13 protein-coding genes are annotated in these 19,520 nt (G+C 29.3%); all 13 read left to right on the top strand.

From position 1 onward, the window contains the following. Positions 1-40 precede the first annotated feature (40 nt). Complete coding sequence (locus ACJDTP_RS01985) at positions 41-2,143, top strand: methyl-accepting chemotaxis protein (RefSeq protein ID WP_406760332.1); 2,103 nt, start codon at positions 41-43, stop codon at positions 2,141-2,143. A gap of 100 nt (positions 2,144-2,243) precedes the next feature. Further along, on the top strand, positions 2,244-5,192 hold the full coding sequence (locus ACJDTP_RS01980; protein ID WP_406760331.1) for a hypothetical protein: 2,949 nt from the start codon (positions 2,244-2,246) through the stop codon (positions 5,190-5,192). 15 nt (positions 5,193-5,207) lie between these two features. Next, positions 5,208-8,054, top strand: coding sequence for a glycoside hydrolase family 66 protein (locus tag ACJDTP_RS01975; protein ID WP_406760330.1), 2,847 nt, complete (start codon positions 5,208-5,210; stop codon positions 8,052-8,054). A 232-nt stretch (positions 8,055-8,286) separates the two neighbouring features. Beyond that, positions 8,287-9,960 carry a glycoside hydrolase family 13 protein gene (locus tag ACJDTP_RS01970; protein WP_103698827.1) on the top strand — a complete coding sequence of 558 codons (1,674 nt, stop codon included), beginning with the start codon at positions 8,287-8,289 and terminating at the stop codon, positions 9,958-9,960. Positions 9,961-10,365: 405 nt separating this feature from the next. Next, on the top strand, positions 10,366-11,028 hold the full coding sequence (locus tag ACJDTP_RS01965) for a sugar transferase (RefSeq protein ID WP_406760329.1): 663 nt from the start codon (positions 10,366-10,368) through the stop codon (positions 11,026-11,028). A 157-nt stretch (positions 11,029-11,185) separates the two neighbouring features. Continuing rightward, positions 11,186-12,538, top strand: coding sequence for a UDP-glucose dehydrogenase family protein (locus ACJDTP_RS01960; protein ID WP_406760328.1), 1,353 nt, complete (start codon positions 11,186-11,188; stop codon positions 12,536-12,538). Positions 12,539-12,654: 116 nt separating this feature from the next. Continuing rightward, complete coding sequence (gene pssD / locus ACJDTP_RS01955) at positions 12,655-13,104, top strand: PssD/Cps14F family polysaccharide biosynthesis glycosyltransferase (RefSeq protein ID WP_023974317.1); 450 nt, start codon at positions 12,655-12,657, stop codon at positions 13,102-13,104. Then, a complete protein-coding gene (gene pssE / locus ACJDTP_RS01950; protein WP_077838328.1) occupies positions 13,101-13,589 on the top strand; it encodes a PssE/Cps14G family polysaccharide biosynthesis glycosyltransferase in 489 nt (162 codons plus the stop codon). The genes pssD and pssE overlap by 4 nt, the downstream gene beginning before the upstream one ends. A 31-nt stretch (positions 13,590-13,620) precedes the next feature. After that, the gene (locus tag ACJDTP_RS01945) at positions 13,621-14,709 is read left to right on the top strand and encodes a glycosyltransferase (RefSeq protein WP_406760327.1); all 1,089 of its coding nucleotides are present in this window, start codon (positions 13,621-13,623) and stop codon (positions 14,707-14,709) included. A 228-nt stretch (positions 14,710-14,937) separates the two neighbouring features. After that, positions 14,938-15,492, top strand: coding sequence for an acyltransferase (locus ACJDTP_RS01940; RefSeq protein ID WP_406760326.1), 555 nt, complete (start codon positions 14,938-14,940; stop codon positions 15,490-15,492). Between the two features lie 529 nt (positions 15,493-16,021). Then, on the top strand, positions 16,022-17,023 hold the full coding sequence (locus ACJDTP_RS01935; RefSeq protein ID WP_406760325.1) for a hypothetical protein: 1,002 nt from the start codon (positions 16,022-16,024) through the stop codon (positions 17,021-17,023). A 134-nt stretch (positions 17,024-17,157) separates the two neighbouring features. Then, the gene (locus tag ACJDTP_RS01930; protein WP_406760324.1) at positions 17,158-18,318 is read left to right on the top strand and encodes a glycosyltransferase family 1 protein; all 1,161 of its coding nucleotides are present in this window, start codon (positions 17,158-17,160) and stop codon (positions 18,316-18,318) included. 41 nt (positions 18,319-18,359) lie between these two features. Continuing rightward, complete coding sequence (locus tag ACJDTP_RS01925; RefSeq protein WP_017212088.1) at positions 18,360-19,328, top strand: glycosyltransferase family 2 protein; 969 nt, start codon at positions 18,360-18,362, stop codon at positions 19,326-19,328. The last annotated feature ends 192 nt before the right edge of the window (positions 19,329-19,520 follow it).

The raw sequence follows: 19,520 nt of genomic DNA, 5'->3' as shown, positions 1-19,520 counted from the left end.
TTATAAGTTTTGCAAGGATTAATGAGGGAGTGATCACCCGATGATTAAATTAAAAAAAAGAAATAATAAAAGAGAAATAGATTTTGTCAATAAAAGAAAGAATATATTTTTTTACTGTGAAAACATTATAAGAGGTTCTAAAATAAAAGTTAGATTGACAACTTCTTATGGATTATTAGTTTTAATTCCATTATTAATAGTAGGTGTTTCAATAATAATGCAATCTAAAAGTTCAATCGATAATAAAATTTCAAATTTCTCATCTCAGATAATGGCGCAAATTGGAGTAAATATATCAAGCGAAATGGATAAGAACTCCAACTTCGCTATGTCAATATTTACTGAACCTGATTTTCAGGATTATTTCGAAAATGGACAAAATGTTGATTATCATAAACTTAATGATTTAAATAAATTAATAAGAAATAAAGTGGGAACCAAGAATGATATGACCGGACTCGGAATTGTCAGTGCAGACAAAGGAAAAATAGGAAGTTTTTCAAATCAACTATCTGACGATTTAATGTTGAAATTATCAGATTTATCTAGCAAGTCAAAGGGAAAATTCTCATGGTCATTAAACAAAAGTTCATCAGGATATAAAATCTACGCTTCAGTTCAAATGAATACTTTGGCTACAGGTAAGAACTTTGGAATAGTTATAGAAGAATTGGATCCTAAATTATTTATTAATTTGTTTAAAGACATTAGTTTAGGAGATAATTCTGATATATTTGTTTTAGATTCACAAGGAGCTGTTATTCTAAATAATGAATCAAGTCTAATTGGAACAGAATATAAAGATAAAAGTATTATAGAGAAAATTCAAGAGAAAGAATCAGCTAAAAGCAAGGATAAAAGTGCTAAGATAGAAAATTCTTTTTCAACAAGTGATGGTAATAATCTAGTATCTTATGCACCTTTAAGCGGTTCAGACTGGTATGTAGTAGGAGTTATACCGTACACTTATATAAACTCTGAATCTAATAGTCTAACAAATAATACTATAATAATTGGTTTGATTTCGTTTATGGTAGCCATGTTGGTAGCATTAATAGTATCAAGAAGCATATCAAAACCTTTGGGAAAATTAGTTTCACTTATGAAAAAGGCTAGAGATGGAAATTTAGCTTTGCATATAGAAGATAGTAGTAAAGATGAAATCGGAGAAGTAATAAGTGCATTTAATGAGATGGTGAGTAAAATAAGTGCTTTAATTGGTGATGTTAAAGCTATTACTAACAATGTATCTAATAACACCAAAATAGTTGCACAGGTTTCAGAACATTCTTGCTCATCTTCAGAAGAAATCGCAGCTACAATGAGTGAAATTGCTAAAGGGGCTTCGGAACAAGCTGTTAGTGTTAATGAAGGAATTGATTTCATGAGCGTATTATCCGATGGAATAAATATAGTGAGTAAGAAAACAGAAAACGTATGGTCAGTATTAGAGGAAACACAAAAAATGAAAAAAGAAGCAGTTATATCAGTTAATACATTGAAAGATAAAGCCGACGAAACCAATAATGTTTCAGCTAAAATTGTTAGCGATATAAACTCTTTAGATACAAATATAAAAGATATAAAAGAAATTATAGAGTTAATTGGTAGCATTGCAGAGCAAACTAACCTTTTAGCATTAAATGCAGCAATCGAAGCAGCAAGAGCTGGAGATTCAGGTAAAGGTTTTGCTGTTGTTGCTGATGAAGTTAGAAAACTAGCTGATAGCTCAAAAGAGTCATCTGATCAAATTAATAAAATAATTAATAATATTGAAAATAAAACAAGAATTGTAGTGAAAGAAGCAAGTAATTCTAGAATTATAATAAAAGAACAGATGGATGCAGTCGATGGTGCAGATGAGGCTTTTAAAGTTATATTTGAAGGAATGAACCAAATATCATACCAATTAAAAGATATAGTTGTGTCAATTAATGAAATAGTTGATTGTAAAGATAAAACTAAAATAGCAATGGAAAACATTTCAGCTATTTCGGAAGAAACAGCCGCAACTACAGAACAAGTTTCCTTCGGAGCTAATGGACAAATTAGCGAAATTCAAAAAATATTTGAATTTGTAGAAGAACTAAATTCAGTGGTTGAAAAATTAAATCTAACAATAAATAAATTTATAGTTAATTAGTTTTAAATGTAAATTTATTAAATAGAATCAAGATATTAGAAAGAAAATTAATTATATATAAATACTAATTTAACTACAACATAGTAGGGGAGAGAATATAATGATTAAAAGAGTTAACAAAATAATAACACTAGTAACAATTACAACAATTGTTACTACGCTTAGTTCATCGCCAATTGCATTTGCTTCCGATGCATTGAAAGAAAAGGATGGGGATTTTAATGCTGCCGTTGCTTACTCAAATAAGTATTTATACGATGGATATAGAGGAACTGATGGGGAAGAACAAACAATATACTACAATAATGGAAAGTATAATGAACTAGGTAATTCAGATGCATATGATGATTCTATAAAGTACGATAATAGGTATATTGAACTAGATAATAATGGTAAGGAAGATCTATTTAATTTGCAAACAGGAAAGTTTGAAGGGGAAGATATAGAGGATCAAAAATTTGATATTAGAAGAGATTTAGTAAAAAAATTAAAAGAAACCAATAGATATGGCAGTAATATAACAGATTATCTTAAATTAGGTGATAGAATTTCAAGTAATAAAGGTTCCTTTGGTGATGTATGGTATAAATATACTGCAGATTATAATTATGGACAAGCTATTAAATATGTAACAATAATCAATTTAGCTGCAAATTCCAATGATGAATGGGATAATATTACATTGAAAAAAGGTGATGGAATAACATCAGACTTTGGAGACAGCTATCAATTTTGGTTTTCAGTAACAACTAATGATCCTACTAATAAAGAAACTGATGGTATAGAAAAAACCTATAATGGCGATATAACTGCAGCATCAAAGTATATAGCTAAAAGATTAAAAGATTATTGTGGATATGATGCAGAGGTGACTACAGAGAATGGAAGTCCTGTTATCCAAATAATATCTGATGAAAAATTAGAAGGAACTGTAATAACGGGGCATAATAGTGATATTTCAATAGAATCTAAAATGGCACTTGCTAAAAATATTCAATATGTATCGGATGATACGAAAAATTCTAACGATGCTGTAAGAGATATGATTGCTGATAATTATACTTCTAAAACCGTAGAATCAGTATATGGAACTACAACAACAGATTCTGCTGTAAAATATACAACAACTATTGATATAAATGCAGAGTCAGATCATGAATGGAAAAATATAACCTTAAAAAAGGGTGATGATGTAACATCAAGCTTTGGAGACACTTATCAATTTTGGTTTTCAATAACAGCTGATGAATCTGGTAATTTAGAGTCTGACGGAGAAGCAAAAACTTATAATGGAGATGTGGAAGCAGCAGCAGAATACATAGCTGGAAGAATAAGAGATTACTGTGGATATGATGCACAAGTTATTGAGCAAGATGGAAAATCATTAATTCAAATAACATCAGATATAAAGCTAGATAAAAACGTAATAATGGCATATGATGATAATATTTCAGTTAAAACAGAGGAAAATGATTCTTCATCAGATGAAGATGGTGATAACAATTCAGGGACAAATAGTGGAGAAAACACAACTGGTTCTGACACAAATACTGGAGAAGAAACTTCAAGCGGGACACACGCTATAATAAATTATGACAAGGAGGCAATATATTATGGCTTTGTAAATAATTCTGGCAAATATATAGATGTCTCTAAGTTTGCAAATATCAAATTTATATATACAATTGACGGAAAAACTAAGACAGAAAGTATAAAAGAGTTTGGAGAAAAATACGGAGATGAAAATATTGTAGCCAATTTAACTGACATAGGATCAGATTTGTTAACACAAGATTCAACTTACATTTATGTCAGTGCAAATGTAGAATTTACTTCAGATAGTGATATAAGCATTGCATATCCAGATGGGACAAACAGCAAAAAATACATCTTAAAGATTTCTAAGGCTGTAGGAGATAAAGTTGATGGAGCATATACACCTAAAGAAGTTACAGCATATGAAATGAATGGAGAATCTGATTTTCTATCTTGGATTCAGCCTAAACTTAGTGATGACTGGTATAATTTGGATGTATGCGCTAAGGATGGAAATATATATGTTATAAGATTCAATAAAGACGGAGGCAATAATAAAATACAAGTAAATCAAGTTGGATTCGAAACTGTACGTGATGATGATTTGAAGGTTAGTAGGAATAAGATATATAAGGTTAATGACCCATCTATTGAAACTAGAATTAAAGGACAAAAATTAACAGTTACGGATGCAGGTGAAATAAGAAATTTAATAAGACCATATTATTCTATAGATGCTAAAGGAAACTTGTGGGTATTAGGCTTGAAAAAGATATATGAATTTAATGGAAATGGCTTTGATGAAAAGTATACAATTCCTGCAAAGATAAGCAACTTAGACGTTTACGATGGTAACAATTTAATTGCTTGGGGAGATAATGGTACAGAATATGGTTATGTAACTAATATTAATGAATTTTCAAGTACTAGTGATGAAAAGGATTTGGGAACTGAAAATAATGGCAATGGAGGTGCTGGTGACGGAGAAAGTACTAGTGATAAAGACAATACTTCAAGTGATGAATCAGTAATTAAAAGTGGATGGATTAAAACAAAGTCGGGTTGGCAATTTTTTGATGAATCGGGAAAACAAGTTAAAGATTCTTGGATTAAAGTAAATGAAAAATGGTATGTAATTGATGAAAACGGTATTATGAGGACTGGCTGGATTAACATAAGTGGAAAATGGTACTACCTAAATTCTGATGGAAGTATGGCAACAGGATGGATGCAAGAAGGGAGTAGTTGGTATTACCTACAATCAGATGGAGAAATGTCAACAGGCTGGGTAAATGATGATGGAAATTGGTATTACTTAAAGGAATCTGGTGAAATGTCAATTGGATGGATTTCTAATAACGGAAACTGGTATCATCTAGGAACTGATGGGGTCATGAGTACAGGCTGGTTAAAATATGGAAAGCACTGGTATTACTTGGATAAAAATGGAAAAATGTTATCGGATACAACTATAAATGGATATAAACTTGGAAATGATGGTGCTTTAATTTAGAAAGATGGTGAAAATATGAGAAAGTCAAGAAAAAAATTAAAAATTTTATGTAGTTTAGCACTTATGTCAACTACAATTCTATCAACTGTATCAATTATATCAAATACCGCATATGCAAATTCTGATTTTATAGAAATGCCTATAGTAAATACTTCTGAGAAAGGGGCCTTTAATCAAAAGCTTTTACTATATGATGTCTCAACAGATAAATCTATGTATAATCCAGGATCAAATGTAAGTGTAAAAATTAATTTGGTCAATTATACAGGAAATGAAATATCCAATGGAACTATAGAGCTATCGGCAAAGCATCTTGATACACAAGTTGGGAGTACAGTAACTCAAAATTTTTCAATTGAAAAAGATGAAAATAAAGATTTATTCATAAACTGGACAGTTCCTAATGAGGATTTTAAAGGCTATTTACTTGAAATAACGTGTAAAGATTCTGAAGGAAAAGTCATAGAGTCATCATCAACAGCTGTAGATGTCTCCTCAAATTGGCTTAAATTTCCTAGATACGGTTATCTAACTAATTATGAGAAAAGTGTTAATACAAAAGATATAATAGATCAGTTGAAAAAATTCCATATAAATGGTCTGCAATATTATGATTGGCAAGACAAACATCATGATCCTATAGCAGGTGAAGGTTCAAATGTTGAAGATGTATGGCAGGATTTATCAAAACATGATGTATATAAATCAACAATAGAAGGATATATTAAGAATGGTCATGAAGCAGGAATTTCTTCAATGCAATACAATTTAATATATGGAGCGACTCAAGGATATGAAAATGATGGTGTAAAAAAGGAATGGGGTTTATATAAGGATCCAAGTGGAACTGATGGAGAACAGTGGACTATGGCAATGCCTAGCGGCTGGGAAACAGATGCGCTTTACTTTATGGATCCATCAAATAAAGAATGGCAGGATTATCTCTTTGCAAGGGAAAAGGAAGTTTTTGAAGCATTTGATTTTGATGGATGGCATATGGATACTGTAGGTGATTTTGGAACAGTGTATAAAGCAGATGGGACACCAGTATCAATTACAACTACTTTTAAAGATTTTATTAATGCAGCTAAGAAAGAATTTCCTGACAAATATATATTATTTAATCCAGTTGGAAATAAGGGGCACGAAGATGTAAATAGTAGTAATGTAAGTGGTGCATATACAGAAGTATGGCCTTGGGATGGAATTATAACATATAATTCCTTAAAAGGTATTGTAGACCAAGCAAGAACTGAGACAAAAGGAAGATCATTAATAGTGCCGGCATATATGAATTATGAATTGGGAGATAAACATAGTGAAGAAAAGCCTGGAAAATTTAATACTTCCTCAGTGCTATTAACAGGGGCTTCAGTCTTTGCAGCAGGTGGATCTAGACTTGAGCTGGGCGATGATACAAGAATGCTTACTAAAGAGTATTTCCCCAATAGAAATGTTGTTATGGATGAAGAGTTAAAGGCAAGGGAAAGAAAATATTATGACTTTATAGTTGCTTATGAAAACTTATTAAGAGATGGACAAATAAATAGTAATAATGAAATCCAAGTTGAAGGTTATGAGAATAGTAATATAGGTGAAGCTAATAAAATATGGACTTACGGAAAAAAAGATTCAAATTATGATGTTATTCAAATGGTAAATCTTTTAGGTGTTTTTGATAATACTTGGAGAGCTGCTGATGGATCGAAATCTAAGCCAACTAAAGCAGAAAATTTTAAGGTTAAGTATTATGTAACCCAAGATATTCAAAGTGTTTCATTAGCATCACCTGATGCTAATGATTGTAAATCACAAAGTTTAGAATTTTCAAAAGGAAACGATGAAAAAGGAAATTATATAGAATTTACAGTACCATCTTTGGAATATTGGGATATGATTTATTTAAAAAAATTAAGTTCTGAGAATATTGATAAGAATAATGATATAATAGGCGTTCAAGGTCAATTAACAAATCCAGGTTTTGAAGATGGATTTATGGGCTGGAATATATCCGGAAGAAGTTATGGCTTAGATTCCACAGATGCAGCATCTGGAAATAATAAGTTATATTTCTATGATAATAAGCCTTATACCAAAAAGATTGATCAAACAGTTGTAGGATTAAAAAATGGAAAATATAGAGTAACGGCTATGGTAAAACAAAATACAGGGATTCCAGATTATGCAGCTATGGAATTAACTTCTGGAGATAAGAGTGAAAAAGTTAATATAAAACATAGCGATAATTATAGAAAAATAGAAGGAACCATAGATGTTAAGGATGGAAAATTAAATATAGCTTTTAACTTTATATCTACTTTAAATGGCGAAGCTAATTTACAAATTGATGATATTCAGTTATTAGATGAGAACGGAAATGTTGTATCAAAGGAAGCTAAGGTTATTAAGCAGGGCGAAGGCGCAAGTTCATCTAACATACCTGAATCAGTTGGAAAAATAACAAATGGAGATTTTGAAACAGGTGATACAACAGGCTGGGTAGCAGCTAATCCAGATGGATTTGGAGTTAATGATCAAGATGTCTTTGCTGGAAATAATAAATGTTATTTTTGGGGGCAAGGAAAACAAATGTTACAACAAAAAGTAACTGAGTTGACTAATGGAACTTATACAGTAAAAGCAATGGTTAAACAAAATACTGGAAATCCTACATCATCGCAATTAGAATTATCAGGTTTTGGGGGAGAGGCAGCTTCGATTAAAATTCCACATGGAGATTCCTATGTTGAAATTTCGCAACAAGTCACTGTTACTAATGGCACTTTAATAATCTCATTTATACAAGATGGCAAAGAATGGACAAATTTACAAATTGATAATGTTGAGTTAGTAGCAAACTAGATTTGATTAATATTAAGGTATATAAAAATAATAAATGTAAAGCTATCAAAGATGTTTTTAGAATTATACCTCGATTAAGCTTTTGAAAATAAAAAAGGAAACATAGCAATAATTTAGTGTAAAAGGAAGGACGAAAAAAATTTATTTTACACTATAATGAAAATATATTGCTATGTTTCTGTTATTTATAAGAAATTTTAATTAAAATAATTAATTATTTGGGAGGAAATTTATGAATTGGCAAAAGGAGTTAGTAGCTTATCAAATATATCCAAGAAGCTTTAAAGATTCTAATGGAGATGGAATAGGGGATTTACAAGGAATAATTGAAAAATTAGATTATTTAAAAGATTTAGGTATTGATTTAATTTGGATAAGTCCAATATACAAGTCTCCTAATGACGATAATGGATATGATATTAGTGATTATAGAGAAATTCTTAAGGAATTTGGTACCATGGAGGATTTTGATAATTTATTAAAGGAAGTTCATAAAAGAGGAATGCGTTTAATTATGGATTTGGTTATAAACCATACTTCAGATGAACATCCATGGTTTATAGAAGCAAGGAGTTCAAAAGATAATACAAAGAGAGATTGGTATATTTGGCGAAAGGGTAAAAAATCTACATATAATGAAGAGAATTTAGAACCAAATAACTGGGCAAGTATATTTGGAGGTTCAGCCTGGGAATATGATTCTGATGGTGATGAGTATTATTTACATTTATTTAGTAAGAAAATGCCAGATCTTAATTGGGAAAATGAAGATTTAAGAAATGCACTTTATGAAATGATTAATTGGTGGCTGGATAAGGGGATAGATGGATTTCGCGTAGATGCAATTAGTCATATTAAAAAGTGTGATTACAGTGATATGCCAAATCCAGATAATTTGAAGTATGTTCCATCTTTTGATAAGCATATGAAGCAGCCGGGTATAGAAGTTCTCTTGCAGGATTTAAAAGAACATACGTTTGATAAATACGATATATTTACTATAGCAGAAGCAAGCGGTGTAACAGTAAATGATTTGGAAGAGTGGTCTGGAAATGAAAAAGGGAAGTTTTCTATGATATTTCAATTTGAACATATGCATTTATGGAATATGGATAATGCTGAAAAATCTTTATTAGTGGATTTTAAAAAGACGTTATCTAGATGGCAGGACGCTGTTTATAAAGATGGTTGGATTGCTTTATTTCTTGAAAACCATGATTTAACAAGATGTGTATCAAAGCTTGGAAATGATAAAGGATATTGGAAAGAAAGTGCCAAAGCGTTAGCTTTAATGTATTTCATGCAAATGGGAACCCCATTTATTTATCAAGGACAAGAAATTGGAATGACAAATGCAGATTATGATAATATTGATGATTTTGATGATATTTCAACAGTGCATAGTTACGAAGAGAGAGTAGAAAATGGGGTATCAGAAGAAGAAGCACTTGCAATTGTGAAAGCGACTACGAGAGATAATTCAAGAACACCAATGCAGTGGAATAGTACATATAATGGTGGTTTTACTACAGGAACTTCATGGATAAAAGTAAATAAGAATTATAAAGAAATTAATGTAGAAGATCAGCTAAAAGATACTGATTCTATATTGAATTTTTACAAAAAAATGATAAAAATCAGAAAAGAAAATAAGGCTTTAGTATATGGCAGGTATGATATAATATTAGAAGAGAATGATAAAATATATGCTTATACAAGAACTTCAAATAATCAAAAATATATAATAATTACTAATATATCAGAAGAAAATGTAAAGTTTTATTATGAGGAAGAAAAATTGAAATATGAAGAATTACTTCTTTCAAATTATGAAGTTGATAAACATGAGGATATGACAAAATTTATATTAAGACCATATGAAGCACGATTATATAGATTGTATTAATAAAGAAATATTCATGCAAATTCAAATTATTATAGATAGAATTTTGGTTAATTTTACGTAAATTCAGAGCTTGTATGGAATTTATTTTGAGTTTTGGGGGAATGCGTAAGTTCTTAAATTATATGACTGCCATAAAAAAGAAAATAAATTAAATATTTGTCATGAAACGCTATATTAGCAGCTATCCATTATATTGCTTAATATAGCGTTTATTGTGCGTTGAAAGTTACTATAGATTCGGTGTAATATATTTGATACAGGGAAGAGAAAAAACAAAAAAATGTCGTTTCAAGTCTAATTTTATAAATAAGCAAATAAGAAACGTTGCTATTTACCAAAATAAACACAGATTAAAAAAGGCTAAAATATTTAGCTAATAATTAATTATGATAGGATGGTGATAAAATGCAGCAAGTAGAAATTAATAAGAGAGAATTTACTCTTGAAGAAGAAATAGGATCTAAAGGTAAATATTGTTTTTTAAAAAGAATTACAGACATACTTTGTTCGCTATTTGGGTTATTAGTTTTAAGTCCAATATTCTTGATTGTTGGAATTTTAATTAAGCTTGAATCAAAAGGGTCTGTAATTTTTTCACAAGAAAGAATTGGTAAAGATGGCAGCGTATTTAAAATGTATAAATTTAGATCTATGGTCAGTAATGCTGAGGAGTTAAAAGGTAAGCTATGTCATAAAAATGAGATGAGCGGACCCATGTTTAAGATGAAGGATGACCCAAGAGTAACTAAAATAGGTAAATTCATAAGAAAGACAAGCATAGATGAACTTCCACAATTGTTTAATGTTCTAAAAGGTGATATGAGTTTAGTCGGACCTAGACCATCTCTTCCAAAAGAAGTAGAAAAATTTGATAATTGGATGATGACGAGGCTTGAAGTAAAACCTGGTTTGACATGTTACTGGCAGGTATCTGGAAGAAATGATATTGATTTTGAAGATTGGATGAAACTAGATATTAAGTATGTAAGGGAAAGAAATACTTTAGTTGATATTAAGTTAATATTTAAAACATTTTTTGTACTGTTTGGAGACAAGCATGCAAGTTAAGTGACTTTAGGCATATAGACGTGTTGTTTTTTGATTATGCCTTAATAAGGCGCATTAGAGGAAATAATGAGTTTAAATCTATTGTGCCTAAAGCTATGGGTAATATGGGAGCAAATAAATTTAGTCAATTAGAATTACGGAATATATGGAGGTAAGTATGAAAATAGTAGTAGCAGGAACAGGATACGTAGGTTTAGTTACCGGAGCATGTCTTTCGGAAATCGGGCATAATGTAACTTGTGTTGATATAGATAAAAATAAAGTTGAAATGATGAAACAAGGAATTTCACCAATATACGAACCAGGATTAGATGAACTTTTAAAAAGAAATCACGATGAAGGTAGATTAGATTTTACAATAGATTATAAAAATGCTTATAAAGATGCTGATTTGATATTCATAGGGGTTGGAACTCCAGAAAGAGAAGATGGATCAGCAAACTTAGATTATGTGTTTAATGTATGCAGACAAATTGCTGAAAATGTTGAAAGAGATTGTTTAGTAGTGGTTAAATCAACGGTACCAATAGGAACTAATGATAGAATTGAAGAGTTTTTAAAGGAAAATGTTAAAAATAATATTCATATAGAAGTAGCGTCAAACCCAGAATTTTTAGCGCAAGGAACCGCAGTTGTCGATACTTTATATGCAAAGAGAATTGTAATAGGAGTTGAATCTAAAAAAGCGGAGGAACTTTTAAAAGAGGTTTATGAGGGCTACAATCAACCAATTGTTGTTACGAATAGAAGAAGTGCAGAAATGGTTAAATATGCATCAAACGACTTTTTAGCACTTAAGATATCATTTATGAATGAAATAGCAAACTTCTGCGAAATGGTTGGAGCAGATGTTGAAGATGTAGCTAAAGGGATGAGCTTTGATCCAAGAATAGGTGATAAATTCTTAAATGCTGGAATCGGGTATGGCGGATCATGTTTTCCTAAGGATACAAAAGCACTTCATTGGCTTGCAAATGATAATGGATATGAATTAAAAACAATAAAAGCAACAATTGAAGTTAATGAAAATCAAAAATATAAGCTGTTTAGACAAGCTAAGAATAAATTTGGAAGTTTAAAAGGATTAAAAGTGGCTGTACTTGGATTAACATTTAAGCCTGGAACAGATGATTTAAGAGAAGCTCCATCTATACCAAATGTAAGAAGATTATTAGATGAAGGTGCTGAAATAATTGCATATGATCCAGTTGGAGTTGAGAATTTCAAAAAGTTATATCCAAGTGGAATAACATATGTAAGTACTCCAGAAGAAGCTTTAAAAGATGCAGATATGGCATTTATATTTACAGAATGGAATGAAATTAAATCTTTAGATTTAACTGTATATGAAGGACTAATGTACACTCCAATTATATTTGACGGTAGAAATTGTTATAAAGTTAAAGAGGCTAAGGAAAGACAAATAGATTATTATTCAATTGGAAGAAAATCTGTGCTGAATTTAGAAGAAAAAGCTTTAAGTAAAGTAAAAACAGCAATGGTAATATAGCAAGGGTAATTAAATGAAACTTTTCAGATGTACATGGTAACTCTATTTAAATTCATAGCTTAAAGAATGCTAACTATGGTATGGTAAATTTTTAAATGGTTAAGGAGGAGAATATTATGAAGGTATGTTTTATAACATCAAGTGGTGGTCACTTAACTCATTTAATTCAATTAAAAGAGTGGTGGAAAGATAAGGAGAGATTCTGGGTAACATTTGAAAAGGAAGATTCTAAATCAATACTTAAAGATGAGAAAAAATATTGGTGCTATTTTCCTACCAATAGAAATATAAAAAATTTAATTAAAAATACATTTTTATCAATAAAAATATTACTTAAAGAAAAACCGGATTTAATTGTTAGCACTGGTGCAGCGCCTGCAATTCCATTTTTCTATATTGGGAAATTATTTGGTGCAAAAGTTGTTTATATTGAAGTGTATGATAGGATAGAAAAACCAACTATAACAGGGAAGGTAGTTTATCCTATAAGCGATTTATTTATATTACAATGGGAAGAACAAAAGAAGTTTTACCCAAGAGGACAAGTATTGGAGGGATTATTTTGATATTTGTAACAGTAGGAACACATGAACAAGGCATGGAAAGATTATTTATTCAATTGGATAAATTAATTGAAAGTGGAGATATTAAAGAAGAAGTATTTGCTCAAGTTGGGTACTGTAATTATGAGCCTAAAAATTATGAATATAAGAAAATGATTGGATATGATGAAATGGATGAATATGTGAGAAAAAGTGATATAATCATAACTCACGGAGGACCAGGAAGTATATTTCATCCTCTCCAATATAATAAGGTTCCAATTGTAGTGCCAAGAGATCCAGAGTTTGATGAACATGTTGATGATCATCAAATACTTTTTACTAAAAGATTAGATAAAAATTCAAAGATTATTGGAGTATATGATATAGAAGATTTAGGCAGCGTAATAAGCAATTATAAACAGTTATCTGTAAAATGTAATACATATAGTTCTAATAAAAATGACTTCATTAGAAAGTTTGACAATGTAATCAGCCGGATAATGTAGACCAGCATTCATAAATTAAAGGAGATCATTGATGAATATATTATATCTTAACAGAGGTATGGGTCTTGGAGGAGTTGAGAAATGTATTATTCAACTATGCAAATTGTTCAATGGTGATAATAAGGTTATAGTTGCAAGTATGGGCGGTGAATTAACTAAGGATTTAGAAAAAATGGGAGTTAAACACTATAATATTTTAAATACAGATTCCAAGAATCCTGATGTTATATTAAATAACTTAATGACTATATATAAGATAGTTAAAAAGGAAAATATAGATATAATTCATAGTCATCATAGAATGACAACATTATTAGCTAAATTAATATCGAAAATTACTAAAGTTAAAGTGATACATACTCAACATTTATGTATAGAAAATAAGTTTAAGTTAACTAATGTATCTTTAAAAGGGATTAAAACAATAACCGTAAGTGAAGCAGCTAAAAGAATTTTAATTGAAAAGGCTGGTTTAGAAGAAAAGAATATAAAAACTATATATAATACTGTAGAAACTGATCATGATAGTAAAGAAGTTGATCATAAGCTTTTAGAGCTAAAGAAAAAAGGATACTTTATAGCAGCTCAAGTAAGTAGAATAGTAGATTATAAAGGAGTCTATGATTTTATTTCTATCGCAAAAAGTACTGCATTAAAAAATGAAAAAATAAAGTTTGTATTAATAGGTGATGGACCAGAGCTGAGTAATATTAAGGAACTTGTAAAGAAAGAGAAACTAGAAGATTATATTTATCCGCTAGGAGCTAAGGATAACATTATAGAATATCTAAAATATATAGATGTATTATTATTATGTTCTTATATAGAAGGATTACCACTAACTCCATTAGAAGCATTTTCACAAGGGGTTCCAGTTATAGCTACCAATATAGATGGAACAAATGAAGAAATAGAAAATGGATATAATGGGTATTTAGTAGAGGCTAAAGATATTGAAAGTTTTAAAGAAAAAATACTTGAATTATATGAAGATAAAGAAAAGTATTCTTATATGAAGATGAATTGTTTTGAAATTTTCAACACTAAATTCAATAAAGAGATATATTTTAAGTTGCATCTTAAAGAATATAAAGAAATTTTAAGCCATGAAAGAAAATAATGAGTCCAAAATGTCATGATTATTTTTCATTATGCGAGGAAGCAGATTGTGATTATAGCCAGTCTATTAGTAAAATCTGCTGGTAAGAAGAGAACCCAAATCTATGATTTGGTGTGAATCGCTTACTCATGGAGCGTAACAAGTCGAGTTCCCTCTATAATGTAAAACAGGATTGGTAGATGGATTTGTTATTTTTTTGATTATTATTTAAGTTAGGTGAAATAAAGAATGATTGGAAAAGGCATTAAGTATTTAAGATCATTAATGAGAATTGTTGTATTAAAAATAAGATATAGCAATAGAATCGAGTTTAAAATTAAGAATTTAAAATCACTTTATATAGGTAAAGGTGTAAAAATAAGAATAAGTAAAGGAAATGTATTATCTCTTGGCAATAATGTTTATATCGAAGATTATTGCAGCTTCGAATGTATAAATGGAAGTATTTATATTGGAGAGAATACATTTTTTAATACTAATAATAAAGTAGTATCTTTAGAAAAAATAAGTATCGGATCAGATTGTCTATTTGGACCTAATATAGGGATTTTTGATCATGATCATCGCTATGATATTAGTGATAAGCCAATAATATCTCAAGGATATAATACTAAAGAAATAAATATAGGTAATAATATTTGGATTGGATGCAATTCTACTATTACACGTGGGGTAAATATATGCGACAAAGTGATTGTTGCTGCCAATTCAGTTGTAACTAAAAACATTGTTAATAAAGGGGTTTACGGTGGGGTTCCTGTTAAACTTATTAAAGAACTGTAACCACAATCAAAATCTTATCTATTAGATGATATATATCATCTCTTTAATCTGTTATTTTCTTTACATTTATCCAAAGATGAATATATAATTTCAACTTTTGGGTAATCTATATATAGAACTTTAAATTCAGTCATATAAAAAAATAACAAGTCCAAAATGCTATGATTATTTTTCATTAAGCAAGGAAGCAGATTGGTCTCATAGCGGGCTATTAGGGTAATCTGTTAACATAGCATAATGGGAAATAGGCTTAGCAGATGGATTTGTTATTTTTTGATTATGCCTAAGAAGGGAGTAACAGATGCTTTTCGTTCTGAATGTATTATTTGATATTTTTATCTTTCAAAATTGTCTAATTACGTATATTCCACAATTGGGGTATATTGATGAGCTATTCACATTTATGCTGATAATTCTATCAGTTTTTTATATATTTAATGGAAAAAATAAAATAAGCATGTATTCTAGTGAAGTTAAATCTATAATTTTATTTTTTTGTTTGCTACTTGTAGGAGTAGCAGGAAACGTAATGCATAAAATTCAACCAGAGAAGATTGCCATATATAAAGATATTTTAGCTATAAGTAAATTTGTAGTTTGTTACACATTTACGCTAATTGTATCAAATAATATAGATAAAGATTTATTGTTAGAAAAGGTAGCAAAAAGATCAAGAATTTATGTAAATGTAATATTTACTTTTTTGATTTTAAACATAATTCATGATATAGGAATGTCATCAGATATAAGATATGGAATAAGAAGTTATAAATTTCTATATCAGCATCCAACATATTTGGTTTCAGCTATTGTAATATTTTTATGTGTAATATTAAGTGATAATAGAAAAAAGTTTGATAATTTTATTATTTTTGAATCAATAGCTATATTGTTTTTTACATTAAGAAATAAAGCATTTGTATTCATATTAGGATATTTCTTTATGAAATTAGTTATGAAATATGCTAAATCTATAAAAATAAGATATATATTGATACTTGCTGTCATAGGAATCTTCTCGACATATAACAAAATAATGGAATACGCATCATATTATCTTACAGCTGCTCGGCCAGCGCTATTTATAGTAGGTTATAAACTAGCTTGTAAATATATACCTTTTGGAAGTGGTTTTGGAACCTTTGCATCAGAAATATCCGGAGATTATTATTCACCTATATATTATGAATATGGAATAAATTTAGTTAGTGGATTAGAGGAAACCGCTCATTCGTATATTGGTGATACTTTTTGGCCTTATGTATATGGTCAATTTGGCTTTTTGGGTTTAATTGTATTTTTATGGATTATATTGAATATATTTAAATCAATACAGAAAAGATATCAGTATAACAGAGAAATTCAATCAGCGGCATTTTTGCTGCTATTATATATTTTAATAGCATCTACTGCAGAAGCTATATTTACGGATGTAACAGGCTGCTTTACTTTTGCTGTGATTGCTACGTATCTAGGAAACAACATTATAGACAGTGATTCGCAAGAATGTACTACTGCTAGTATAGAATAAGATAAAAATTAATTATCTATTTATAAGTTAAGAGTGATTTTATGAGAAGAATTTACTCATGAATCTTAGAAAACGAAATTTCATATATGTGAATGAGGATTATAGTGCCTGATATCAGATGAAGGAAGGTTGTTATGGAAAATAAAACGTTAAGAGTTCTCCAAGTTGTGGATTCATTAGGAGCTGGAGGAATTCAAGCCTTTATATTAAATATAAATAGAAATATGCATTTAGATAAAATTAAATTTGATTATGTAGTATATAAGAATAAAGAAGAAACTGAATTCTATGATGAAAGTGTTGAGAAAATGGGTGGACAAATAATATGTCTAGAAAAAAATACTGGGATTAAAAGGCTGAAATCTTTTATGGATTTATATAGATTGCAAAAAGATAAAAAATATTCAGTAGTACATATACACGGGGATCGTGCAAAAAGCTTTTTTGAAGCAGTTGTTTTTAAGATATGTAAAACACCTACAATTATTATGCATTCACATAATGATAGAATAAGCAGAGATAAGAGGTTTTATCATTTACATTTAGGAATACAGAACATTATAAGAAGTCTTTGGAAATATGTAGTTGATTATGAATTTGCATGCTCAACTAATGCGGCACAATGGATGTTTTCCAAGGAAGATGTAAGAGATGAAAAAGCCAAGGTTATAAATAATGGTATTGATGAAAAAAAGTTTATTTATAATAAAAATGTAAGAGAAGAATATAGAAGAAAATTAAAGTTGGAAGACAAATTTGTATTAACTCATGTGGGACGCTTTAGCTATCAAAAAAACCATGATTTCTTAATAGATATTTTTAATTCTGTGAATAAGCAATATAGTAATTCAGTGCTATTGCTAATTGGAGAGGGAGAATTAAAAGAAAAGATTCAGGATAAGGTTAGATCACTGAATTTAGAGGATAAAGTAATATTTTATGGACTTTGTAATGAAATTCATAACATTCTACAAGCGTCGGATATATTTGTTTTTCCATCTCATTATGAGGGGCTTCCAGTGGTTGGAATAGAAGTTCAAGCCGCAGCTTTGATGGCTGTAGCTTCTGATGCTATAAGCAATGAAATAAAAATAACTCATTATTGGAAATCTCTTTCTTTAGATAGTCCACCAGAGGAATGGGCAAAGATAATTCTGAAATATAAAGATGGATATAGTAGAAAGGATACCTCTGAAGATATTATAAAATCAGGTTTTAGTGCTATGGCAATATCAAGAAACTTGGAAAACTTATATATGAATGTTGATAATAATCAAAAAAGTGGTAATAAATAATTTAGTATAGAATATCTTAGCGGTTCAAGGAGAACAAATATATGATAAGTGTTATTATTCCAGTTTATAATGTTGAAGAGTATATTAAAGAATGTTTAGATAGTCTTTTAATGCAGACGTATAAAGATTTGCAAATATTGATTGTTGATGATGGATCAACGGATAAAACTATGGATATAGTTAAAGATTATGAAGATAAATTTGAAGATTTCACTATATTGTATCAAAAAAATCAAGGTGTATCTGTTGCTAGAAACACAGCATTTGATTGTATAAAAGGTGAATATACTATATATATTGATCCAGATGATTTTTTAGAATCAGATATGCTTGAGAATATGTACAATAGAGCAGAAAAAGTTAATGTGGATATAGTAATAAGTGAATATTACGTATATTATGATGAAAAAGATAGCAGAAACTATATTGAGAAATATAGAGTAGATCCAAGAAAAATATATAACAATTATGAGGTTATGAATCTTATGCTGAATTATGAATTGCAAGGTCAATTATGGAATAAGTTTTTTAGAACTGAATTATTGAAACAGATTAAGTTTAAGTTTGAACCTCATAGATATATTCAGGATGCATTTCCAGTTTTTAAAGCAATACATTCTAGCAAGGGAATAGCTTTCATAGATAAACCATTGTATTACTATAGACAAAGAGCAACATCAACAGTTCATAAGAAAAATGCTAAGCTCGCAGAAGATTACTATTTTGCTATGAGTAGTATTATAAATTATATAGAAGATAAAAATATAAAAGTAGATAAGAAAAGCTTAAACATTTTTAGAGTCAAAGTTCTATCTCATTTTATAGCTCACTACACTAATGCACATGAGGGGAATAATCTAAAAAGTTTTAAGAAAAGTAAGTATGATGAATTAAGTGTGAAAAATAAAGATTTTTTATTTTTAAAGGAAATATCTAAAGACGATAAATTAAAGTTATTTTTATGGAATTGTGGTTTATACCCAGTTCTGAAGAAAATAAAAAATAGATGATAGATGATAGATTTAAGGTAGAGTGGCTTTGTTAAGAAAATATTAGTATGTACTCAAGCACAATAAAAAAAATAATAGACTAGTATGTTTGCTTATTTCGCAGTATACTTCGTCAGCAAATTTAGTTAATAGGCATTGTTATGAAATGAATTTACTTCCTTGTCTGAAACGAAATATTCAGCGCATCTTTGG

This window comes from Candidatus Clostridium helianthi (assembly GCF_045310795.1).
Lineage (GTDB): Bacteria > Bacillota > Clostridia > Clostridiales > Clostridiaceae > Clostridium > Clostridium helianthi.
This window is presented reverse-complemented; position numbering and strand designations above follow the sequence as displayed.